At 45.7% G+C, this 21,866-nt stretch carries 21 protein-coding genes; 13 read left to right on the top strand and 8 right to left on the bottom strand.

The features are described 5' to 3' along the window. The first annotated feature begins 21 nt into the window (after positions 1–21). A complete protein-coding gene (locus ESP131_RS01695) occupies positions 22–840 on the top strand; it encodes an HNH endonuclease (RefSeq protein WP_052169373.1) in 819 nt (272 codons plus the stop codon). A gap of 81 nt (positions 841–921) precedes the next feature. Here ESP131_RS01695 and ESP131_RS01690 read toward each other — a convergent pair whose 3' ends face one another. The 4 genes from ESP131_RS01690 to ESP131_RS01675 form a co-directional block, all read right to left on the bottom strand. Then, positions 922–1,368, bottom strand: a complete 447-nt coding sequence (locus ESP131_RS01690; RefSeq protein WP_047390777.1) for an OsmC family protein — start codon at positions 1,366–1,368, stop codon at positions 922–924. Positions 1,369–1,448: 80 nt separating this feature from the next. After that, positions 1,449–2,381 carry an aldo/keto reductase gene (locus ESP131_RS01685; protein WP_029342952.1) on the bottom strand — a complete coding sequence of 311 codons (933 nt, stop codon included), beginning with the start codon at positions 2,379–2,381 and terminating at the stop codon, positions 1,449–1,451. A 13-nt stretch (positions 2,382–2,394) separates the two neighbouring features. Then, entirely contained in the window at positions 2,395–3,285 is an 891-nt protein-coding gene (locus ESP131_RS01680) for an aldo/keto reductase (protein WP_047390645.1), read from the bottom strand. 86 nt (positions 3,286–3,371) lie between these two features. Continuing rightward, a complete protein-coding gene (locus ESP131_RS01675; RefSeq protein WP_029342950.1) occupies positions 3,372–3,857 on the bottom strand; it encodes a cupin domain-containing protein in 486 nt (161 codons plus the stop codon). 156 nt (positions 3,858–4,013) lie between these two features. Between ESP131_RS01675 and ESP131_RS01670 the strand changes: the two genes are divergently transcribed. From ESP131_RS01670 to ESP131_RS01660, 3 genes are all read left to right on the top strand, one after another. Further along, the gene (locus ESP131_RS01670; protein ID WP_029342949.1) at positions 4,014–4,295 is read left to right on the top strand and encodes a putative quinol monooxygenase; all 282 of its coding nucleotides are present in this window, start codon (positions 4,014–4,016) and stop codon (positions 4,293–4,295) included. A 231-nt stretch (positions 4,296–4,526) separates the two neighbouring features. After that, entirely contained in the window at positions 4,527–5,930 is a 1,404-nt protein-coding gene (locus ESP131_RS01665) for a YfcC family protein (RefSeq protein ID WP_069940101.1), read from the top strand. 99 nt (positions 5,931–6,029) lie between these two features. Further along, entirely contained in the window at positions 6,030–6,851 is an 822-nt protein-coding gene (locus ESP131_RS01660; protein ID WP_069940100.1) for a DUF1028 domain-containing protein, read from the top strand. Positions 6,852–6,892: 41 nt separating this feature from the next. On the opposite strand, the gene ESP131_RS01655 is transcribed toward ESP131_RS01660, so the two are convergent. Further along, positions 6,893–8,530: a glycosyl hydrolase family 28-related protein gene (locus tag ESP131_RS01655; RefSeq protein WP_069940099.1), complete on the bottom strand. Its 1,638-nt coding sequence runs from the start codon at positions 8,528–8,530 to the stop codon at positions 6,893–6,895. A gap of 139 nt (positions 8,531–8,669) precedes the next feature. Between ESP131_RS01655 and ESP131_RS01650 the strand changes: the two genes are divergently transcribed. From ESP131_RS01650 to ESP131_RS01635, 4 genes are all read left to right on the top strand, one after another. Then, positions 8,670–9,443 (top strand): hypothetical protein, encoded by a 774-nt coding sequence (locus tag ESP131_RS01650; protein ID WP_069940098.1) that lies wholly within the window; start codon positions 8,670–8,672, stop codon positions 9,441–9,443. Positions 9,444–9,492: 49 nt separating this feature from the next. Then, the gene (locus tag ESP131_RS01645; protein ID WP_069940097.1) at positions 9,493–9,999 is read left to right on the top strand and encodes a hypothetical protein; all 507 of its coding nucleotides are present in this window, start codon (positions 9,493–9,495) and stop codon (positions 9,997–9,999) included. 254 nt (positions 10,000–10,253) lie between these two features. Then, a complete protein-coding gene (locus ESP131_RS01640; protein WP_069940096.1) occupies positions 10,254–11,237 on the top strand; it encodes a YhdH/YhfP family quinone oxidoreductase in 984 nt (327 codons plus the stop codon). A gap of 68 nt (positions 11,238–11,305) precedes the next feature. Then, a complete protein-coding gene (locus ESP131_RS01635; protein ID WP_029342943.1) occupies positions 11,306–12,172 on the top strand; it encodes a hypothetical protein in 867 nt (288 codons plus the stop codon). A 106-nt stretch (positions 12,173–12,278) separates the two neighbouring features. Here the strand turns inward: ESP131_RS01635 and ESP131_RS01630 are convergent, their stop codons facing one another. The 3 genes from ESP131_RS01630 to ESP131_RS01620 all read right to left on the bottom strand — a co-directional run bounded on the left by ESP131_RS01630 (position 12,279) and on the right by ESP131_RS01620 (position 15,887). Continuing rightward, positions 12,279–13,775 carry a M4 family metallopeptidase gene (locus ESP131_RS01630; protein ID WP_029342942.1) on the bottom strand — a complete coding sequence of 499 codons (1,497 nt, stop codon included), beginning with the start codon at positions 13,773–13,775 and terminating at the stop codon, positions 12,279–12,281. 173 nt (positions 13,776–13,948) lie between these two features. After that, entirely contained in the window at positions 13,949–14,380 is a 432-nt protein-coding gene (locus ESP131_RS01625; protein WP_029342941.1) for a GyrI-like domain-containing protein, read from the bottom strand. A gap of 19 nt (positions 14,381–14,399) precedes the next feature. Next, positions 14,400–15,887 (bottom strand): HD domain-containing phosphohydrolase, encoded by a 1,488-nt coding sequence (locus tag ESP131_RS01620; RefSeq protein WP_029342940.1) that lies wholly within the window; start codon positions 15,885–15,887, stop codon positions 14,400–14,402. A 254-nt stretch (positions 15,888–16,141) separates the two neighbouring features. Here ESP131_RS01620 and ESP131_RS01615 point away from each other — a divergent pair, with 254 nt between their 5' ends. From ESP131_RS01615 to ESP131_RS01595, 5 genes are all read left to right on the top strand, one after another. Continuing rightward, on the top strand, positions 16,142–18,532 hold the full coding sequence (locus ESP131_RS01615) for an immune inhibitor A domain-containing protein (RefSeq protein WP_047390658.1): 2,391 nt from the start codon (positions 16,142–16,144) through the stop codon (positions 18,530–18,532). 275 nt (positions 18,533–18,807) lie between these two features. Beyond that, a complete protein-coding gene (locus ESP131_RS01610) occupies positions 18,808–19,008 on the top strand; it encodes a cold-shock protein (protein WP_023469752.1) in 201 nt (66 codons plus the stop codon). A 119-nt stretch (positions 19,009–19,127) separates the two neighbouring features. Next, entirely contained in the window at positions 19,128–20,093 is a 966-nt protein-coding gene (locus ESP131_RS01605; protein ID WP_029342938.1) for a ring-cleaving dioxygenase, read from the top strand. A gap of 78 nt (positions 20,094–20,171) precedes the next feature. Beyond that, positions 20,172–20,471, top strand: a complete 300-nt coding sequence (locus ESP131_RS01600) for a DUF3817 domain-containing protein (RefSeq protein WP_023469750.1) — start codon at positions 20,172–20,174, stop codon at positions 20,469–20,471. A 104-nt stretch (positions 20,472–20,575) separates the two neighbouring features. Next, positions 20,576–21,808, top strand: coding sequence for a DEAD/DEAH box helicase (locus ESP131_RS01595; protein ID WP_029342937.1), 1,233 nt, complete (start codon positions 20,576–20,578; stop codon positions 21,806–21,808). The last annotated feature ends 58 nt before the right edge of the window (positions 21,809–21,866 follow it).

Below are 21,866 nucleotides of genomic sequence, written 5' to 3'. Positions count from 1 at the left end.
AAGCGAGAGTAGGGATAGATCGTGCAAAAAGACATTGTAAGTGTAATGAAAAAGTTAACAAAAGAGTGGTTAAAATCGTTGTCTGATCAATATAATGTATCATTTAAATCAGAAAAGAATAAGCAAATTTTAGATGGTAAACGTATCGGAATAAGAGGTGCAACGGGTGGAATGTATGGCATTCGAGATACGAAAGTAACCGAATATGATTACTTTATTTTTTGTATTACCAATGAGGAAGAATTAGTCAGAATAAATGATGTACGATTTGTATTGCTGAATCAAAATGAAGTAATCAACTTAAAAAAAGATCTGAATGGATCAGATAAATCATTCAAACTAGAAAAATTTCATCCCTTTATGACTTTTGATACTTTCGAGAGTAAATTTAAAGAATATTTTGCTTTTCAAGTAGACTACTATACCGACGAAAGTGAAGTACTTAACTCGCACATTGCTGAAAGTTTACTGGAAGATGAGCGTTATACAGAAGGCGAAAAGCGACTCGCCACGCATTACATAACAGAACGAAATGCAAAAGTGGTTAAAAAAGCAAAAGAACAGTTTGCAATTAAACATGCTGGGCAATTATTCTGTGATATTTGTGAGATGAATTATGAGGAAGTTTATGGAGTTATCGGGAAAGGTTATATTGAAGCGCATCATAAAAATCAATTAAGTATAAGTGGCATAACAGATACTCAGACTGAAGACTTAGCTTTATTATGTGCAAGTTGCCATCGAATAATTCATAAATTAATGAGACAAGATGAGAATGCCTCTTACGAGATGCTAAAAGAGGAGATACAATGCTCTTTGAAAACTCCTTATCGTTATTAAGTTCAGTAAAAAATACTCCTTTAACTGTGATTTAGAAAATACATAGTTAAAGGAGTATTTGATTTCTAATTGAAAATTAACTTACACGCGTTCTACAACAGCCTCAAGCGATACTTTGACGTTACCTGCTAATGCCCGCGTAATCATACACGAACCTTCCGCTTTTTCAGCGAGACGTTGTGCCTTCTCTACATCACGATCCGACAGATCGGCTGGTAATAAGAGAGTAGGGCGATGAATAATCGCGTCGTAAGTGAAGACACCGTTCGTAACATCGACGATACCTTCAGATTCCATCGTTAACGAAACCTTTGGAATGTGACTACGCTCAAGCATCGCGGCAAGCGTGATGATGTAGCACGTAGCAGCTGCCCCAAGTAACATCTCATCTGGATTCGTACCAACTCCTGGACCATCCATGGCGTCTGGAATTGAGATTTTTGTTTTTAGTTCACCCGTCTCGATCTGACCAACATCATTGCGATTGCCCGGCCAGTCTGCGGTTAAATGAAAATGGTGCTTCATGATCAATCGCCTCCATGCCTCCATCATACGAAGTTCAGCATGATTTTTCGCCTATTCTGCTCATGTTCATAAAAAGAGAACGATCAGCTAAAAATTTGGTCGATCTTTTCGATATCTTCTTGCGACAACTGAACGTCTAATGTACGCAACGTATCCGTCACCTGATCTGGTCGTTTTGCACCAGGAATGATGGCATCGATACCGTCCTGTGCCAGATACCACGCGAGTACGATGTGTGCGACTTCTGCATCGTGTGCTTCTGCAATCGGGCGCAGTTGATCGACTTTTGCGAGGTTTTGTTCGAAGACATCTTTTTGGAACAAGGGATCGTTTTTTCGTAAATCGTCAAATGTCGTCTCTTTCGTATATTTCCCTGCCAATAATCCAGCAGCGAGTGGGAAGTACGGGACGAAGGACATACCGTTCTCAACGATGTACGGGAGTAACTCTTTTTCCGCATCCCGTTTGAATAGGTTGTATTCTCCTTGATAGACGTCGACGTGTCCGTCTTTATTCGCTTCCTTCAGTTGTTCGAGTGAGAAATTCGAGACACCGATTGCGCGAATCTTTCCTTCTTTTTTCAGTTCAGCAAGTGCTGCGACGGCTTCGTCCTTTGGTGTCGATTCATCCGGAAAATGAATGTAATACAAATCGATATAGTCTGTCTGAAGACGTTTTAAACTCTCTTCGACCGATTGACGGAGAAAGTCTGGTGAATTGTTCATGACGACGTTTCCGTCAACGAACTGATGCGCACCTTTCGTCGCGAGCACGACATCTTCTCGAGCGACTGTGTCGTTCCAGACCTCACCGACGAGTTCCTCCGAACGTTCTGGTCCGTAGATGAAAGCTGTATCGAGGAAATTGATTCCTTGCTTCAAAGCGACACGGACGAGATCGCGTCCGGCTTGCTCATCGAGATTTGGATACAAGTTGTGTCCACCGACAGCATTCGTACCGAGACCGATGGGGTGAACGAATAATTTAGATTGACCGAGTTGAACATGTTTTGTCATGAAAATGACCTCCTTAAACGATATCGAGTGGTTCTTTTTTTGTTGGTGCTGGGAATGCTTGATCAAGTGCAACCAGCTCTTCCTCTGTCAAATTCAGGAGCGCGGCGCGACCGTTGGCTTCGACATGATGTGCTTGTCCTGCTTTAGGAATTGCGATGACGTCACCTTCACGCATCGCCCAAGCAAGTAAAATCTGTGCCGGTTCAACACCATGTGTCTCAGCGAGTTCCTCAACGGTTGGATGATTCAGGAGTTGATCGCGTAGTGAACCACCTTCAGCTAGTGGGCAATACGCCATTACTGGAATACCATGTTCGCGTAGTAACGGTAGCAATTCATACTCGATTCCGCGTGATCCGAGATGATAGAGTACCTGATTGACAGCGCATTGATCACCGTTTGGCAGTGCCAACAGTTCTTTCATGTCTGATACGTCAAAGTTTGATACACCCCAACGGCGAATCTTGCCTTCCTGTTTTAAAGCTTCCAGTCCTTCGACGGTTTCTTCAAGTGGAATGTCACCACGCCAATGAAGAAGATAGAGATCAAGATAATCCGTACCGAGGCGTTCAAGCGATTCGGAACAAGCTTTTTTTAACGCTTCCCCACCAGCGTGATGCGGGTAGACTTTCGAGACGAGAAAGACTTCTTCTCGTCGATCAGCGATCGCGTCACGAATCAATTCTTCAGAAGCACCTTCTCCATACATCTCTGCCGTATCGATGAGTTCCATCCCACTGTCGAGACCGACACGGAGCGCTTCGATTTCAGCCTCATGCTTCTCCGACTCTTCCCCCATGCGCCATGTACCTTGTCCGAGTGCCCGAACGTGCGTCTGATCGGGAAGCGTCACCGTTTTTTGCTTTAATGCAGCGAGTATCAACGTCTTTTCTGTTTCGTTCATCGTTCTTCCTCCTTTAGTAGAGAGACAATAGTAGGGTTTACCACGCGAACTCGGAACAAAAACGTCTTCTTCAAGAGAAGGAGACGTCACCAATGTTCAAACAAGGGACCGTGATCACCGAATACAGGATCTTGAGTAGGACGCCTCACCTGACGAATACGTTGAAGATTTTCCGGGCGTTCACTTGTTTGACCTGTCAGGGTGTCGTAATCTTGACCATCCGGATAGGCACCGATTACTCGAAAGTGTCGACTTGTATCAAGTGCTTTATGGCCCGTACCGGCAGGAAGTAAGAGAACATCGCCACTCGTCAAAGTGAAGGTCTTACCGAGCGGACCACCCAGCTGAACGGTTGCATGCCCTTCGAGAATACCGATCACTTCATGGGCGATACTATGATAATGATGAAAGTCAAAAATGCCATCCACCCAGCTGTTACGCCAGTCATGTGCATGGAAGGTCTGTTTGATGTGTGATGGCTCTTCAAATGCATGCCGATAAATCAACACCGGGAATGTCGGGTTGTTCGGAATGTGACCGTCATCCTCAAAATAAAATACCTCAACGCGCATCTTCGTTGCTCCTTTCTCTGATGTGGCACAAAGTAATAATTACATCTGTAATTACCCGTAATTAAATATCATCAATCGTCCGAGCATCTTTATGGCGTAACGAATTCGGAGGTGCTAAGATGCTTAAGTTAACGAAATTACAAAGGAGGCTTTCCGATGATCGCCATCGAAGCAAAATTAGAAGTACAACCCGCAAAACGAGAAGAATTTTTAGAAGCAACTAAAACACTAGTGGCAGGATCACGTGCTGAAGCAGGTAACATCAGCTATGACTTGTTCCAAAGCACAGAAGACGAAAATGTCTTCATGATGATTGAAAAATGGGAAGACCAAGCTGCAATTGAAGCACACAACACGAGTGCCCATTTCGGACAATTCGTTGCGTTTGCTCAAACGGCTCTTGCTAAACCATTAGACGTTCAATCGTTCCAAGCATAATCATAAGAGATTGACGTAACACATAAGGAAGGTATTCGGGGTTCATGGCCTAGAATACCTTCCTTTTTTATTTCATGCGACACGGTTGATCAAAGCCTCTACTTTTAATGAAACTTTAAGTTAGCAGTATTCCACTTTTCTTTTACAATCATATGACATTTCATTGAAACTGTTAGTTTTTCCCTGATTAGGGCATTATTCTTATAAAGACACAAAAAGGAGGCTTTTATCATGAATGAACGAACGAATGCACCAGGGTCGAAGCGATCATTCTTCAAGATGCCTCATACATACGCCATTATCATGGCAATTCTCATCATCTCAGTCATCTTGACGTATACACTTCCAGCAGGACAATTCGATCGTGAAAAGCAAGATGGACAGACTGTCGTCATCGATGGTACATATCGCGCGGTAGAGTCTGCGCCTGTCAATCTCTTTGGTTTATTTGAAGCAATTCCGCAAGGCATGGAAGCGGGTGCTGCGATCATTTTTTACATTTTCTTAGTTGGCGGTGTCTTCGGTATCATTCGTCAAACCGGTGCTATTGAAGCGGGAATCAATCAATTAATCCGTCGATTTGGTCAAAAAGGGCACATCATGATTCCGATGACGATGTTCGTCTTTTCGATTGCCGGAGCAACGATTGGTATGGCAGAGGAAACGATCATCTTCGTGCCGATTGGGATCATGTTAGCGCGTGCCCTTGGATATGATGCGATGACAGGAGCCGCGATTGTCAGTCTAGGGGCGGCGGTTGGTTTTGCCGGCGGGATGTTGAATCCGTTTACGGTAGGTGTCGCTCAATCAATTGCGGAAGTACCGCTCTTTAGTGGTCTTGGGTATCGAACGGCTGTGTATATCGTATTTTTAGCGGTGACAATTCTTTATGTCATGAACTACGCACGGAAAGTCAAACATGATCCGGCGCGCAGTCTTGTTTATGATCTAGAACAACGTCGTTCGGAAGAAGCAGCGACGACGATTTCGCGCTTTTCGAAACGTCATGCTTTCGTCTTACTGGTTTTAATCGGTGGGATCACGCTCAATGTGATCGGAATCTTTGAGTGGGGCTGGTATTTGACGGAATTAACCGCATCCTTCTTGATCATCGGGATGATTGCGGGAATCGTTACGCTTGGTGTGAACGGTACGTTCGAGAGTTTGATTGACGGCGCAAAAGCCGTAACGTTCGGCGCGTTGATTGTTGGATTTGCTCGTGCGATTGTCGTCATTCTCGAAGAAGGACGTGTTATCGATACGGTCATTTACGGCTTATCGAATGCCGTAGGACATTTACCGACGTTCTTTGCCGTCATCGGGATGTACGCCGTGCAATTGATTACGAATTTCTTCATTCCATCGGGAAGTGGACAAGCGGCGACGACGATGCCCATCATGGCACCATTGTCGGATTTACTGGGAATCGAGCGTCAAGTGGCTGTCTTAGCATTCCAATATGGAGATGGACTGACGAACATGATTTTCCCGACGAGTGCTCATTTGATGGCATTTCTCGCAATCGCAGGCATTCCGTACGAAAAATGGCTTCGTTTCGTCTGGAAGCTTTTCGCGATCTGGATTGCCTTGGCATGTGCCGCCTTACTACTTGCCGTGACACTTGGCATTCAATGAAGTCTACCTTCCGGACAGATGTTCGGAAGGTTTTTCAGTTGCAGGAATCGGGAAGCGTTATCACGAACGGAATAGGTAATGACTAAAGGGGGAACTGAAGTGACATATTCAATCGTTGGGTATTGTGAAAAAGAACAAGCATGGGGCGTTGCCGTTCAGTCGAAGTTTTTAGCCGTCGGGAGCGCTGTTCCGTTTGCGAAGGCGGGAGTAGGTGCTGTAGCGACACAATCGTTTGCAAATACGACGTATGGTCCTGAAGGATTACGGATGATCGAACAAGGGGCTTCAGCAGACGAAGTACTGCGTCGATTGACGGAAGCAGATGAAGGACGAGCGGATCGTCAGGTCGGGATCATCGATGCTACTGGAAAGAGTGCGACATTCACGGGAGAAGGATGTAATGACTGGGCAGGTGGTATTGCCGGGAAACATTTTGCAGCGCAAGGGAATATTCTTGTAGACGGTAATACGGTGAAAGAGATGGCACGTGTCTTTGAATCAACGCAAGGTCCGCTTGCAGAACGTTTATTGCGTGCGTTAGCAGCAGGTCAAGCAGCAGGTGGGGACTCACGCGGAATGCAGTCAGCGGCACTTCTCGTCGTCAAGGAGGGTGGCGGATACGGTGGATTCAACGACCGCTATATTGATTTACGCGTTGACGATCATCCGAGTCCGATTGAAGAACTCGAACGCATCTATCAACTGCATACCCTTTATCTACAACCGAGTAAGCCAGAAGAAATCAAGCCGATTGATGACGCCTTAGAGTCAGAGTTGATGGATAAGTTGTTATCGCTTGGTTACCGCGGTGATTTCGAAGACGCGTTCCGAACGTATCTGCATACGGAAAACTTCGAGATGCGCGAACAAGCGGATCGTGCGATTGATACACGTGTTCTCGCATATATTCGATCTCAATGAAAAAATGACAGGATGGACCGCGGTCCATCCTGTCATTTTGTTCATACTTGTGTCGACTGGGCGCGAATCGGTACTTTGAATCCGGTCGCGATGAATCGTTCCATTTCCGGTTCCGATTTAGCGTTCAAACCGACTGTTCCGTCTCCTTTTAGTGCTACGTTCGTCAGCTTGACGTGAGTGATGTCTGGACCGATCGTAATCCCATGTTTGGCGGAATCTTCAATGCGGATATCACGAAGGCGCACGTCTTCAGCCCCGTTTTCTCCACCAAAGATTTGGATGTCTGTTTTCGCTTGACGGAATCCGCTCATCTTCAACTGACTGATCGTGACGTTCCGTGCCTTATATTGAATCCCAATCATCGGTTGTTCTTGATAGTCATAATACGGATCACCGAGCACCGTGAAATCATGAATGACGACATTACGATAAGCAGAAACGACGAGTGCGCGTGGTTTTGAATTCGCATATAGCTCCGTATATTGAGGTGTCTGAGCAATCAAACGCGTTGCGATGATATTATAAGCCGTCTGAGACGTCGGATCAGTTACTTGATGATGTCCGATGTGTCGGAAGTTAAAGGCGCGATGATCATCAATCGATAGGTGTCCGACGATTTTGACGGTCGAGGCAGCAGAAGAGGTCGCATGTGCCTTAATCTCAAGTCCACCGAAACAACGACTTGTTGCGTTGTTGAACAACCAGATGTCGCGTGATCCATCATCGATCTCGATTCCATTTGAATTGGAGAAGCCTTCTGCATGGGCACGTCCACTTGGATCATGCATGAAACAGTTCGAGATGAAGAGGTGATCACTATGATGCGTCGTAATCCCGTCATCTCCGAATCCAGAACCGGTCAATCCATCGAACCAGATGAATGAACTACTTAAATTTGCTCGAGCTCCGTCTCCATTGTAATTGTAATACGGTGTCGAGATATCAAAACAGTGAAGTCCCGGGTTGACGGCCTCGACATCAAAGACCCAGCCATAGGTGACATGCGCATACGTAAGACAACTGGAGTGATTGCCCCATGTGCTACTTTTTTTCGCGTCACCGATGCGCTTAATGTTCCAGTCAAGTGTCATTTTCTCGACGAGTAGGTGATGATTGCCGAGAAGATAATTTTGGTTCGTCACGAGACGACGACCTTTGGGTGCGTCATCGTGCATCTTTAAAATCGTTTTTCCTTTGCCGGCTCCTGTTAAGATCGTATAACTAGGCAAACGAATTCCCCGAACGATGTACGTACCGGCTGGGACATGGACTTGTCGATGTCCATCACCGAGTGCGTCGATGAATGCTTGTGTATCATCCGTTTGTCCATCACCGACTGCTCCAAAGTCAGTGACATCGACGGTTTCGACATCGCTGATCAAATGTTCGAACTCATGATTGAGCCGGCCGAACCAACTTGGTCGAATCTCATCGCGTGGCGTTACAAAAGCCGGTGTCAGCGGTAGAATATGTTTATCACGATTCGTCAAAAATAATGGTGAGATCATCGAACGAAGTGTCCGACTAAGATTAGGATCACGTCGTGGTGCGATGAATGGACTATCATGTAGCAGTTGTTCCGCTTGTCGAACTGCTTGTTCGTTGGTTGACGTTTCAACATATTCCTGAATCAACGCCGCATTTTGATACGGATCATGCGTGTGATCGAGTTTTAACATGAAATGGTTCCCCTCTCTGAATAGGTCTGTCTACCTTTTCCCCTCTCCTTACACAATCATTCCTCGTTTCGATACATCCATAAAAATACATGTAAAATTCTTAAATGGATTATAATGGATGTTAAAAGGGGGTCTTCTGATGTCACTTCGCAAACGACTCATAACGGGTATCGGACTGATTTTGCTAATCTTAGGGATTGGTAAGCCACTGACAGAAGCGGCTGTTCAAGCACTGAAGCCAAAAGCGGTTCAGACGTCTGTGGTCGAAACGAATGGATCGTGTAAACCGAACTGCAATAGAAACGGCAAGCTGTTAAATATTCCGTTTCTTTCGTGGTTGCCTAAAAAGCAAATGAAGAACGATGAAGATCTACGTGTTTGGGACACGAATGAAAAGCCAAAGAAACAGAAAGACCTCAAACCGAAAAAGAAAAAGAATAAGCTCATCGTTGTAGGGGTTGAAAATGCTAAGCGAGGTACGAACGAAAAAGGGGGATCGTCCTCATCGATGTTACTGATGAGCCTGCTTGTTTTACCTCTAGTCATAATAGGTTATATCGTTTGGCGAAAACGTCGAAAGACCAAGAAGCAGGACGAGGAATCGATAAGAGCCGACATCCCGTTACAGCCCTTATCCAACGACTTTGTTTTAACTGAGAATCCGGTCGAGCTACCAGATGCCTGGATTCGCAAACAACTCATTCAGTTCAATCACATACTCCCGACCCGCTCACGACGACATGATACAGAAACACTTCAGGAATGGTGCCTGCGGATCGGATTCAAACCGTCACATATCCTAATAAAAGCCTACCTCTTAGAACGCTACACAGAACGAACTGCTACGATATCGGAGATGGACAAGCAAACGATTCAGGGAGAATTTGGTGCCTTCGTCCATCAATTTGATTGAAACCTTTTGAAAGGAATGACGTAAATGGAACAGGAAAGGGGAGATGATGATGTACCTAGCAGATGCCGTGAAACTAAAGAGTATTTTGAGGAAGCAACTCGATCAGCTAATCGAAGAAATGGATCGCGTCGCGTTCATTGATTTAGAAAAGGGAGAAGCACTCCCCGCGCAACAAGGACGGACCTTAATCGACGTCGAAGCCGCGATGGACATCGTGCGTCACGATATGCGAGTCTTGGATCGTCTCGTTTATGCAGCGAATCTAAACACTGTGATCGTGACAGATGAAGGAGAAATGCCGCTCGTCGAAGCAATCGAATGGGCTACCCAATTACGAGCGAAAGCACAAAATTACCAGATGCTTGCAAGTCGACCGAAACGCGAGTTCCAATATGGATTCGAAGGGACGACGGTCATTCGCCATGCCTTATTCGATCCCGATACTTATCGCCTAAAAGCGGAGGAAGTGGAGCGACAAGCGCACAAAGTATCAAATGCGATTAATGCCGCGAACTACCAGACGACGATCGATTTTGATGGTGGACGTTACATGTAGCTCCTTGGCGTGGTGAGACTCCACGTCAAGGGGAGGGGACGGACCTCAATTTTCCTCTGTGGAGAAGAAATGGCGACGGCAAACCGCTGACCACGAACCATTGACAGATTGACCTGTTACCTTTGACCACCTATGGAACCCTGATGCTTTTTCCGTCCCCGATCCCTGCCGTTTCTTTGAGAAACGGCAGGGATTTTTAGTGTGTCGATGGAAACAACAGGGTATAGAGAAGCACAAGAGAAAGGAGAGAAATCATGGAACACACTTTTTCAGCCTTCGTCGTACGAGAAGTGGACGGATCGTATAAGGGAACAATCGAGACGAAACGTGTCGACGATTTACCGGAGGGAGACGTCCTGATTCGTGTCACGCACTCATGTGTCAACTATAAGGATGCTTTATCGATGTCGGGTAATCGAGGGGTGACAAAATCCTATCCGCATACACCAGGCGTTGATGCAGCAGGATACATCGAGCAGACGACAGATGAACGTTTTCAAACGGGTCAAGCCGTCGTTGTCAATGGCTTTGATTTCGGGATGAACACTTCAGGCGGATTTCAAGAATACATACGTGTGCCGGCCGATTGGGTAACGCCACTCCCGGAAACAATCCGTCCGTTAGAAGCGATGCAATACGGAACGGCAGGATTGACGGCGGCGCAATCGGTTGATGAATTGTCACGAATCGTCTCGAAGGATGCAGGACCGATTCTTGTAACAGGTGCGACGGGCGGTGTTGGTACGATTACGATCGCCTTACTCATTCGCTTAGGCTATACGGTACACGCCGTGACCGGTAAACGCGCAGAACAAGAACGGCTGCTAAAAAAGGGTGTGGCTGAGGTGTTAGACCGCACTACGTTCTTAGACGAAACGGTCCGTCCATTAAAAAAAGGAACATATGCTGGTGTCATAGATACGGTAGGAGGACCATTTCTCGCGTCCGTCATTCGCTTCGTACAATATAGTGGTGTCGTCACGACGTGTGGGAACGTCGGTGGGGCAGAAATGACGTTGACAGTCTATCCGTTCATCCTACGTGGCGTCCGCTTGATTGGAATCGATGCGGTACAAACACCAATCGCCTATCGCGAAGAGCTATGGCAACGTTTAGCGAGTGACTGGCAGGTCGATCTTGCGTCAGAAGTCGATGTCAAAACACTAAACGATTTACCTGAAATCGCAGAAGCCTTGCTGACTTCACGTCATCGTGGTCGAACTGTCATCGAAATTTAAATCTTTCGAGTAAACATTGGTGGTATAGTGGGGAAAAACTGTGTCGACTTTTTCAGGAGGAGCCATACATGAGTGAACACCAACAAGAACAAGAACGACAGTCTCGACAAGAAAGACGGAAACAAAAACGAAATCGTCGAGGGATTGCCTTTGGTGGTATTCTCGCGACATTATTCATCGTCGGTGGTTGGTTGTATATGTTGACGAATAACGATGCTTCTCAAGCAACATCAACACTCGAGAAGCCGAAAACGACGGATCAAGCAACGAAAAACGATGAGTCGAAAAAAGAAACAGCAACAACGGATGATAAAAAAGAAGCGAAAAAAGAAAAGAAGAAATCAAAGAAAAAAGCAGCAGAGTATGCGCAAGCGGCTTGGGTAACGCGTCCGTTTGCGAACGTCTACGGCGATGCGAGTCGTAGTAGTGTCATCTACAAAGCAGATTTAGGTGATGTCTATGAGGTACTGGATGCGAAGGACGGCATGGTCCATCTCAAACTCAATGACAGCATCGAAGGATACTTACCGGAAAGTGATGTTCGTTTGGAAGCACCAAAAGGGACGTCAGACGAAGCCGTTCTTGCGGCGCTCTCGCAAGCAGTCGCCAACCAACCGATCGACAAGCCGGAGCAATATCTCGGAAAACCGATCGCTGAATTCGAAGCGAAGTATGGTGCTGTCGGGAATACACAACAGGATGCTGTCAATACGTATTACTTCTCGAATGCTGGATATCTGCTCGTCGTTTCGGATGGAATCATTGAAGCGATCGACTGGACGAATGCTTCGACTGGTGGATTATCGACACTGGGTGAACCCGTCGTCGATACGAGCTACGGTACGTGGTACGAAGGAGAATCCTTACAACTAAAAGTGTTCCCGGATAACGGAAAGATGCGTTTACGTCTTGCGCGTGATCCTGGACAAGAATGAATGAACGGCGGATTCGCTTGAAGCGAATCCGTCCTTTTTTGCGCAAAAAACCTCCCGAGTCCGACACTCGGGAGGAAATATGAAAATCCTTTGGGAGGAGATTTTCTTAGTAGACGCCTACTGCATCAAATGATTTTGCTGCAGCTGTTGCTTCTGCACTTGTTGAACCATAAAGGTCTTTCGCCGATTGAACGACTGCTGCACGGAGTGAGCTGAAGTTCGAGTTCGGAGTCAAGTACACGTTGAGAGCACGGTAGTAGATCGCACCGAGTTTCGGTACGCCGATTCCTGTGACAGATACGTTGTAGAACGTTCCACCGTTACCGAGGAGGTAAGCCGCTTTATTGATGATACCAGAGTTGATGTGGACACCACCGTTATCTTGTGTACCTGTGTAACGTTTAGAGTAGTGATCTGGATCGCCGTAAGCAGCTGGGTTAGACATCGAACGGAGGGCGTCACCGCTGACTCCAGGTGTGTAGATGTCTTCTCCTACGAGCCAGTCGAAGTTCGATCCAACTGTATATTCAGCTACTGTACCCATGATATCTGAAACGGCTTCGTTGATCGCACCAGATTCGTTTTGATACACGAGACCAGCTGTGTATTCTGTGACAGCGTGCGTCAATTCGTGAGCGACGACGTCAAGTGCGCCTGAGAGTGCGACGAATGTCGTGCCATCTCCGTCACCATAGACCATCTTCGTGCCATCCCAGAATGCGTTGTTGTAGTTCGTTGAATAGTGGACCGTTGAGTTCAAGCGTGCACCAGCGTTGTCGTAACTGTTACGACCATATGTGTTTTTATAGAAGTCATATGTTTTTGCAGCGTTGACGTGTGCACTGACAGCAGCGCGGTCATATGTTGCGTTGAAGACGTTATCTGCATCTGCCCAGAGTGTTCCCGGAAGTGATGTCCGGTTTTTCGCGTCGTATGTGTAGACACCTTTTCCGCGCGTCGTATCTTGAAGATAGTATTTCCCAGCACTCAACGTCGTGTTGAATGTTGCGCTTGTGCCAAGTACTGTCGTACCTGTTGCGTGAGCGAGTTGGTCGAACTTGTTAAGTACTTTACCTGAGTTCGCATCGATGAAGTATGTCCAACGTGATGGCTCTTTGCCAGCGAGGACAGTCGATGTGACTTTGTATGCATAGACAGCATCATCTTTTACTGGATAGATGACGAGTTCTGCTTTTGGAGCGACTTCGAATTTAGAAGCCTTGATTGCTTTTTGATAAAGTTTGATCGCTTTCTTTTCAGAGAGCGTTGCTTTTTTCGCGAGACCTGGTTTTCCTTTGACGTTGATCGCATCGTTTACGACTGCTTTCAAAGTACCGTCTTTCGCGACGTTCCCGACGACGACACTACCAAAGACAGGGACGCCATCCACTTCTTGTTGGAGACGTACGATCTGTGAAGATCCGTCTTTTTCGACGTTCTGAACAGCAAAGTCACCTTTTTTGTTCACGAAATCTTTAACGATCGTTGCAGCTGGTTCTGACGAAGCTTTCGTGAGTTTACCAGCTTGAAGACCTTCTGCACCTACGACCGTAGGAACAACAAGTACACTTGCGACAAGCGATGTAGCGAGAAACTTTTTCAAAATAAATCGCCTCCTTGTTTGGGTTGAGTCTAACTATGCCAAAGAATTAGAGAAGCGAGAATAAGTCATTCGAATTAAATCGAATTTTCTGAATATAGTCCGTAGTACCTGTACTGAATTATTAAGTGTGAAAGATATTTCAACGCAAAAAAAGAACCATTCAAGAGAATGGTTCATCGAATCCTTTGGTAGAGATGATGGACATCGTCTCGTGTCTCATCAATCTTAAAGTCATGAGGATCAAGTTCAATCCCTTGTTTTGAGGCAAAGCGTTGAATCTTTTCGAATGACTTCCAAATTTCGATATCGGGTCCTTCATGTTTCCAGAAGACATAACGCGCAGCAGGGATCCGGTGACCTTTCATTCCTTTTGGAATACCGTCGAGTGATGCAACAGGATACCCGACACATTGCGAGTATTTGGTTCCGTTTCGTTCGAGTGAGATATCGAGCGGATAGCTATCTGGTTTCGCAGGAATCTCATGCGAACGTCTTGAAAATTCACGCCAGAGTTCCGGCATCAACGTATGCAGTTCGTTTTCTTCACATGTCAGTCCAAGACCGACAAAATAAAATTCATGACGTTCCACGATTTTAGGATGCATGAGAAACTCCTTTCCGTACTTATGACACGTCTTCGATCGGCGAACGTTTCAAGTCTAGAAAAAGACGCGTAAAGGTGGCGTCCCACTGTGTACCCATGCCCTCTTCCAAGATGGATAAAGCTTTTTCCACTGGCATTCCTTTTCGATAAGGACGATCGGATGTCATCGCATCATAGGCATCGGCAATCGCCATGATTCGACCAAAGAGTGGGATGTCCTCTCCTATAAGACCTTCCGGATACCCCTTTCCGTCGTAGCGTTCGTGATGGTACTTTACCCCAGGAAGAATCGGTTGTAACGTCTTTGGAAGCTGAACTTGCGATAGAATGTGCACGCCGATCACTGGATGTTGCTGAATGGCATGAAATTCTTCATCGGTGAGGCGTCCTTCTTTCAATAACACATCGTCTCGAATCCCAATTTTCCCGATGTCATGCAACAGCGCTGATTTACGTAATAGTTCGATTTGTTCGTTCGATAGATTGGCAGCGGTAGCGATTTCGACTGAATAGGCAGCGACACGAACGGAATGACCGGCTGTGTAAGGATCGCGGGCATCTAATGTCGCGGCAAACAAGGTGAACAAACTATCTAGTAACTGTTCGTTTTCCGCATCACGCTTTTTGATACCTTCCATCATCAAGTTAAAACCAGAAACGAGGTGGGAGAACTCGTCCGAATAGGGATTCGGTAACGAGACGAGTCGATTGCTTTCGACATCTTGAATCCCTTGTTGCAGGGTGACGATCGGTTTGCGAATATTTTCATACAGAAGAAGACTACAAAACGTCGCAACGGATAAGATGACGATTAAAATGAGTGTCGCCCAACTCCAGTAAGAGCGAAGACTTTCATTTTCCGTTAACTGGACAGCAGAGGCGAGAACGAACAGCATGACGGGAAAAACACCGATGATCAGTGTACTGATCAGCATTTTTTGCTTTAGCGTGACGACCGTCGTTTTTTCAGGAAAATCAAATTCGTGTTCGAACGCGTATTTTTCTAACGTAAGTAGCATGCGTTCGGTAACACGATAAGTAAGAAAAAACTCAATTAAAGCATGAAGGATGGCGACGAGGACCGCACCAAAACAAGCAAGACCAATTAAATAGTACGGCATCTGTAACCACCCTTGAGAGATCGCCAGGGCTGTCAGAAGTGAAGCAGGAACGGAAAGACCTAAAAAGTGTGGTCCCATGATGCGCTTTACAGTCAGTATCGGAAAACGATGTGTCGTTTGATAGGCCTCTTGAAACGAGACGAGAGAAGGAATATCGTTTTTGAAAAAGCGGCGTAAGGAAGCGACATGTCGGGAGTAGAGCATGTATTCCAGTGAAAACATCAGGCTGACGGATGCAGCCATGATACCGATTAAAATCAATTGTTCTATTCCGGTGAAGGTAAGCGTCTCGAAAATAAATAGGCAACCGACGCCGAAGACAGCGACGAATGAACCAATCAGATAGTTTCTAAGTAAATGACGTTCAAAATGTTGTAAAGGGCTCATTGGATCCTCCTTATGGTAATCAGAGTGCCTTCAGCGTAACGTTTTCTAAAATGAGAGAAGCGTATTTTTTTGAAAAAGAGGTGAAAGAATCCTTTGAAAATCATTTAAAATTACTACCTAAAAATAGGTATGGTTACAAAGCACTAATTGTCTTAAAAGCAATTGATTAACGAAATAAAATAATCTATGATTTGAATATTCAGAAAAGTATAGTAATCACATGCTTTTCACTACTACATAGGGGGTCAATTCACGTGGGAAAAAAGAAAAAGCTTAGCCTAGCCGTTCTATCTGGAATTACGGCAGCTGCTTTTGCTGTTGGTCCGGTCTTACCTGGTGGGCAGGTAACGTCCGTACAAGCAGCAGAAAAAGTAGCACCTGGTGCACCGATGGACTTGAACACGGTCGATCAGGATCGATTAGCAAAAGTGCTTGAAAAACGTGGGGTCATCTCAAAAGCAGCTTCAGCAGAAGCAAAACAAAAAGCCGTTCAAAAGTATCTAGATAAAAAGGCGAATGGAAAACCGGCCGTCGATCATGACCACGATCATGAATCAAATAAAGAAGCAGCGTTTGATAAGAAAACAAAAGACTTCTTAACAAAACAAAAGGAACAACTTGCTAAACAATTGAAGAAAAAACACGACAACTACAAAAAAGGCAATCCGAATGGCTTCGTCAAAGTTGATAAAGCAAAACAGGCAGCCTATAACGGTGCTACACGAACGGATAAAGTCCTCGTCCTCCTCGTCGAGTACAGCGACTTCAAGCACAATAATGTCGTTCAAGAGCCTGGATATATGTATTCGGATGACTTCAACCAAAAACATTATCAAGATTTAATGTTTGGTGATCAAGAGTTCGAACTCTTCAACGGAGACAAAGTAAAGACGTTCAAGCAATATTATGAAGAACAATCAGGTGGTAGTTATTCGGTAGATGGTACGGTGTCCAATTGGTTGACTGTTCCTGGAACAGCTAAAGATTATGGTGCTGACAGTCCTGTGAGTGGAAATGATAACCTTCCTGGCGCAAAAGGCCCACGCGGTCTCGTCAAGGATTCCTTGAATGCAGCTGTTAAAGCCGGCATTAACTTAGCCGATTACGATAAGTTCGACCAGTACGATATGGACGGCGATGGCGACTTGAATGAGCCAGATGGTCTCGTCGATCACTTGATGATCATTCATGCTGGTACAGGACAAGAAGCAGGCGGCGGTAAGCTCGGTGACGACGCGATCTGGTCACACCGCTGGACACTTGGTAGCGTGTATCCTGTAGCGGATACGACGGCAAGCGTCAATTACTGGGGCGGAAAAATGGCTGCTTATGATTACACAGTTCAACCAGAAGATGGCGCGGTCGGTGTCTTCGCGCACGAATTTGGTCATGATCTAGGACTTCCTGATGAGTACGATACACAGTATACAGGTCAAGGTGAACCGGTCGCTTCATGGTCGATCATGAGTGGTGGTAGCTGGAATGGTAACATCGCCGGAACAGAGCCGACAAGTTTCTCGCCACAAAACAAAGAGTTCTTCCAAAATGTGATGGGTGGAAACTGGGCGAACATCCAACAGATTGATTTTGATTCACTCACTAAGGCAGGAACGGCATCATACCTCGACCAAAGTGTTACGAAATCAAAAAATCCAGGAATCATTAAAGTCAACTTACCGAAAAAGCCGGTAAAAGGCATCACACCGGCTTACGGTAAAAAGTATTACTACAGTACGAAAGGTGACGATCTTCATACGTCGATGACATCACCAGAGTTTGATTTGACGAATGCAAAAGAAGCGAAGTTCGACTTCAAAGCTTACTATGATGTTGAATTTGATTACGATTACTTGACAGTCACAGCTACTGCTGACGGTCAATCGAAAGTCATCGATAAAATTGGTGATCAAGATACAGATGGCGATCAGCGTGCCGAATCAACAAAAGGAGCATGGGTCGATAAATCATATGACCTGAGCGAATTTGCGGGTAAAAAAGTCACGTTGAAATTTGAATATGTGACAGATGGTGGACTTGCACTAGACGGATTTGCACTTGATAACGCGAAGTTGACAGTTGACGGTAAAGTCGTCTTTGAAGATGATGCAGAGGGTACTCCTAAGTTCACTCTAGATGGTTTCGTTGCTTCAGACGGTTTCTCTTATGCAGATAACGCGTACTACCTCGAATGGCGTAACTATGCAGGCTCGGATAAAGCACTCGAGCATGCACGAGGCGTTAAGTACAACACAGGTCTTGTCGTCTGGTATGGCGATTCAAGCTTCAACGATAACTGGGTTGGCGTACACCCAGGTGAAGGATTCCTCGGAGTCGTCGACTCACATCCTGAAGCAATCGTTGGAACACTCAACGGTAAGCCGGTCACGACAGGAAGCACACGTTACCAGATCGCAGATGCTGCTTTCAGTTATGATAAAGCACCTGCATGGCTCATCGATTCGCCATCACGTGGACTCTATGACTACAAAGGTCTCCCTGGTGTGACGAAGTTTGATGATTCGAAATCGTACATCAACCAGTTGATTCCGGACGCAGGGAAATTGCTTCCGAACAACGGGCTGAAGATTCAAGTCATCGGTGAAGCGAAAGATAACTCTGCTGGAGCAGTCTGGATCCACCGTTAAAAACAGAAGAACAGGTTCAGTTTCGGCTGAACCTGTTTTTTATTTTGATTATGTATAAGAAGTGGAATCAATTGGAAAAAACATTGGTCTGACAACTTGACTTTTAAAGCGCATCCATTCTATACTTACGTTAGCTTAATATTGTTATTGTCATTACGGATTCACATCGTGTCACGAACAATCTTTTCGTTGCTCCATGTATTTCGGGACAATAATGAATTCTTTTCATATGCCCAGCATATGTATTAAGTAATTTATTTTTGGAGGTTGTTCCCATGAACACAGGTAAAGTAAAATGGTTTAACGCAGAAAAAGGTTTCGGTTTCATCGAAGTTGAAGGCGGAGAAGACGTATTCGTACATTTCTCAGCAATCACTGGTGAAGGCTTCAAAACTCTTGACGAAGGTCAAGAAGTTGAGTTCGAAATCACTGAAGGCGCACGTGGAGCACAAGCTGCTAACGTCGTAAAACTTTAATTTCAACTATTCAATCGTCCCTTTTCGGAGGGACGGTTTTTTATTAGACTAATATCTTGAATTCAAGATAAATATGAGATATACTCCAATTACCAAATCATTGACAAGGAGTGAGGAAAATGGAATTACTCGGAATTCATCATGTATCGATCTTAACAGGCATGGCGGAACGCAATTATCAATTCTACACACAAATACTTGGCATGCGTCTGATCAAAAAGACTGTCAATCAAGATGACACGACATCGTATCATTTGTTTTATGGAGATGCGGAAGGGAATCCAGGAACAGACTTGACGTTTTTTGATATTCCGCATCTTGGAACGGGCGTACCGGGGGCATCGAGTATCTCTTCGACATCGCTTCGTGTCAAAACAACGGCTGCACTTCATTTTTGGAAACAACGTTTTGAAGCGAAAAATGTGGATCACGATGAAATCGTCGAACGAGCAGGGCGTCGAACACTCGCCTTTCGCGATCAGGAAGGAACACGTTTGATTCTTGTTGCGGAAGATGGTGAGGTAGGTGTCGCAGGTGGTGTACCGTGGCCGCAAAAAGAGATTCCATCGGATTATGCCATCGTTGGACTGGGAGCCGTCACATTGACGGTCAACGATCCGACGTTGACGATCCGTGTACTGACGGAAGTCATGGGATTCCGAAAAGTAGGTTCTTATCCATCTTTAGCAGGTGACTTTGCACCGATTGAAGTCTATGCAACCGGAGAAGGTGGTATCGGAGCAGAGATTCATATTGAGGCACGTCCAGATCTCGACCGAGAACGTCTAGGTCGTGGTGGTGTGCATCACGTCGCGTTCCGAGTGCCGAACAGTGATGAATATGAAAAGTGGGTCGAACGCTTGAATGCCTATCACTTACCGAACTCCGGTAAAGTCGATCGTCACTATTTCCAAGCTCTTTACTTCCGGGAACCGAACCATATTTTGTTTGAACTCTCGACTGATACACCGGGATTCGCGACGGATGAGTCGGTTGAAACGTTAGGGGAGACGCTTGCATTACCACCGTTTCTTGAACCAAAGCGAGCTGCTATCGAAGCACGGTTACGTCCACTCGAAATCTGACAATCCTGTGACACAGGTCACAGAAGGATCGTCCATCCCGTATACTAAGAACAGGAATTAAGAAAAAGGAGTGACGGGATGTTAAGAACTACGCTTGGGCAATTCCGAATGATTGCGATACTAGAAGGAATCTCGTTTTTAGTCTTACTGTTGATTGCGATGCCGTTGAAGTATATGGCGGATATTCCGCAAGCCGTTTCAGTCGTGGGTGCACTTCACGGTGTCTTGTTCGTCATGTATGCACTCTGGCTCGCAGTCGTGAAATTCAAATACGATTGGTCGATCGTCAAGGCAGGGATTGCGTTCATCGCATCATTCATCCCGTTTGGTACATTTGTGCTCGACTGGAAGCTAAAACAGGAAGCAACAAACGCGTAAATTGTGTATACTGAATAGAGCACGGCTGTGGATAACTGTTTTTGTCTATGCGAAGCAGGTTATCCACAGCTTTTTTCTGTGGATAATTTTTAGGAGGATATATCATGTCAACATTTGAAACATTACACATCAGTGACCTGTGGATAAAAAAATTACAAAAACAAGGCATCAAGGAGCCGACACCGATTCAAGAACAAGCGATTCCGTCATTACTCGAAGGACGCGACTTGATTGGACAGGCGCAAACGGGAACAGGGAAGACGTTGGCGTTTCTCTTACCCATCCTTGAGCAAATTGATGTCGAATCACAAACGGTTCAAGCATTGATCGTCGCACCGACACGTGAACTTGCGCGTCAAATTGCCGACGAGACGCATAAACTGATTCGGAATACAGAGCAGTATCGTGCGCTTGCTGTATACGGCGGACAAGACGTCTTTAAACAGATTCAACGTCTCGGTCGGATGCCACAAATTATCATCGGAACGCCAGGACGGATACTCGATCATGTCGGTCGTGGCACACTTGATTTAAGTGAATTACGGACGCTTGTTTTGGATGAAGCAGATCAAATGCTGCAAATCGGTTTCTTGCCAGAAATCGAAGACATCATCGAGGCGGCACCGGTTGATCGTCAATTCGTCATGTTATCTGCAACGATGCCACCGAAAGTAGAGGAACTGGCGAAAACGTATTTGCGTAACCCGGTCGAAGTGCAAGTAGAAGCGGAAAGCATCACCGTAGAAGCGATCGAGCAGTTCGTCGTTGAGACGACGGATCGCCGCAAACAAGCGACACTGCGGACGATGCTTGACGAGATGCGTCCGTACGCAGCCATCATTTTCTGCCGTACACAACGTCGCGTTAGTAAATTGAACGAAGAAATGCAGATGCAAGGGTATCCGACGGATGAATTGCACGGTGGACTAACGCAAGGGAAACGGGAAAAAGCGATGGCGAAGTTCTATCAAGGAAAAACACAATTCCTGATCGCAACAGATGTCGCTTCGCGTGGACTTGATGTGACAGGTGTGACACACGTCTTTAACTATGATTTACCAGATGATGCGGAAAGTTACGTTCACCGGATTGGTCGGACAGGACGTGCTGGGAACGACGGGATTGCCGTTTCGATCGTGACACCAAAAGATGGTCGGACGTTCCGTGATATGGAGCGGGAATTGAACATCTCGGTCACACCAATCGTCGTCGAATTGTCTGAAGAAGCGATTCGCGCACAGCACGACCAAAGCAAAGGAACTCGAAAAGTGACGGAAGGACGTGGAAACACACGTCGTTCGAACAACCGTCGCCCAGGACGTGCACATCGTAAGTAATATAGAAACAACATAAAAGAGCCGGTCTACTTCTCTCATCAAAAGAGAAAATAGATCG

The organism is Exiguobacterium sp. U13-1 (assembly GCF_001750115.1).
Taxonomy (GTDB): Bacteria; Bacillota; Bacilli; order Exiguobacteriales; family Exiguobacteriaceae; genus Exiguobacterium_A; species Exiguobacterium_A acetylicum.
The sequence above is the reverse complement of the archived record's forward strand: the minus strand, read 5'-3'. Positions and strand labels throughout refer to the sequence as shown.

Coding starts and splice junctions, on each gene's coding strand:
- ESP131_RS01610 (WP_023469752.1), top strand. CDS start 18,808: ATGAACACAGGTAAAGTAAAATGGTTTAACGCAGAAAAAGGTTTCGGT.
- ESP131_RS01685 (WP_029342952.1), bottom strand. CDS start 2,381: ATGACAAAACATGTTCAACTCGGTCAATCTAAATTATTCGTTCACCCC.
- ESP131_RS01680 (WP_047390645.1), bottom strand. CDS start 3,285: ATGAACGAAACAGAAAAGACGTTGATACTCGCTGCATTAAAGCAAAAA.
- ESP131_RS01640 (WP_069940096.1), top strand. CDS start 10,254: ATGGAACACACTTTTTCAGCCTTCGTCGTACGAGAAGTGGACGGATCG.
- ESP131_RS01655 (WP_069940099.1), bottom strand. CDS start 8,530: ATGTTAAAACTCGATCACACGCATGATCCGTATCAAAATGCGGCGTTG.
- ESP131_RS01635 (WP_029342943.1), top strand. CDS start 11,306: ATGAGTGAACACCAACAAGAACAAGAACGACAGTCTCGACAAGAAAGA.
- ESP131_RS01595 (WP_029342937.1), top strand. CDS start 20,576: ATGTCAACATTTGAAACATTACACATCAGTGACCTGTGGATAAAAAAA.
- ESP131_RS01670 (WP_029342949.1), top strand. CDS start 4,014: ATGATCGCCATCGAAGCAAAATTAGAAGTACAACCCGCAAAACGAGAA.
- ESP131_RS01645 (WP_069940097.1), top strand. CDS start 9,493: ATGTACCTAGCAGATGCCGTGAAACTAAAGAGTATTTTGAGGAAGCAA.
- ESP131_RS01665 (WP_069940101.1), top strand. CDS start 4,527: ATGAATGAACGAACGAATGCACCAGGGTCGAAGCGATCATTCTTCAAG.
- ESP131_RS01620 (WP_029342940.1), bottom strand. CDS start 15,887: ATGAGCCCTTTACAACATTTTGAACGTCATTTACTTAGAAACTATCTG.
- ESP131_RS01600 (WP_023469750.1), top strand. CDS start 20,172: ATGTTAAGAACTACGCTTGGGCAATTCCGAATGATTGCGATACTAGAA.
- ESP131_RS01605 (WP_029342938.1), top strand. CDS start 19,128: ATGGAATTACTCGGAATTCATCATGTATCGATCTTAACAGGCATGGCG.
- ESP131_RS01650 (WP_069940098.1), top strand. CDS start 8,670: ATGTCACTTCGCAAACGACTCATAACGGGTATCGGACTGATTTTGCTA.
- ESP131_RS01625 (WP_029342941.1), bottom strand. CDS start 14,380: ATGCATCCTAAAATCGTGGAACGTCATGAATTTTATTTTGTCGGTCTT.
- ESP131_RS01675 (WP_029342950.1), bottom strand. CDS start 3,857: ATGCGCGTTGAGGTATTTTATTTTGAGGATGACGGTCACATTCCGAAC.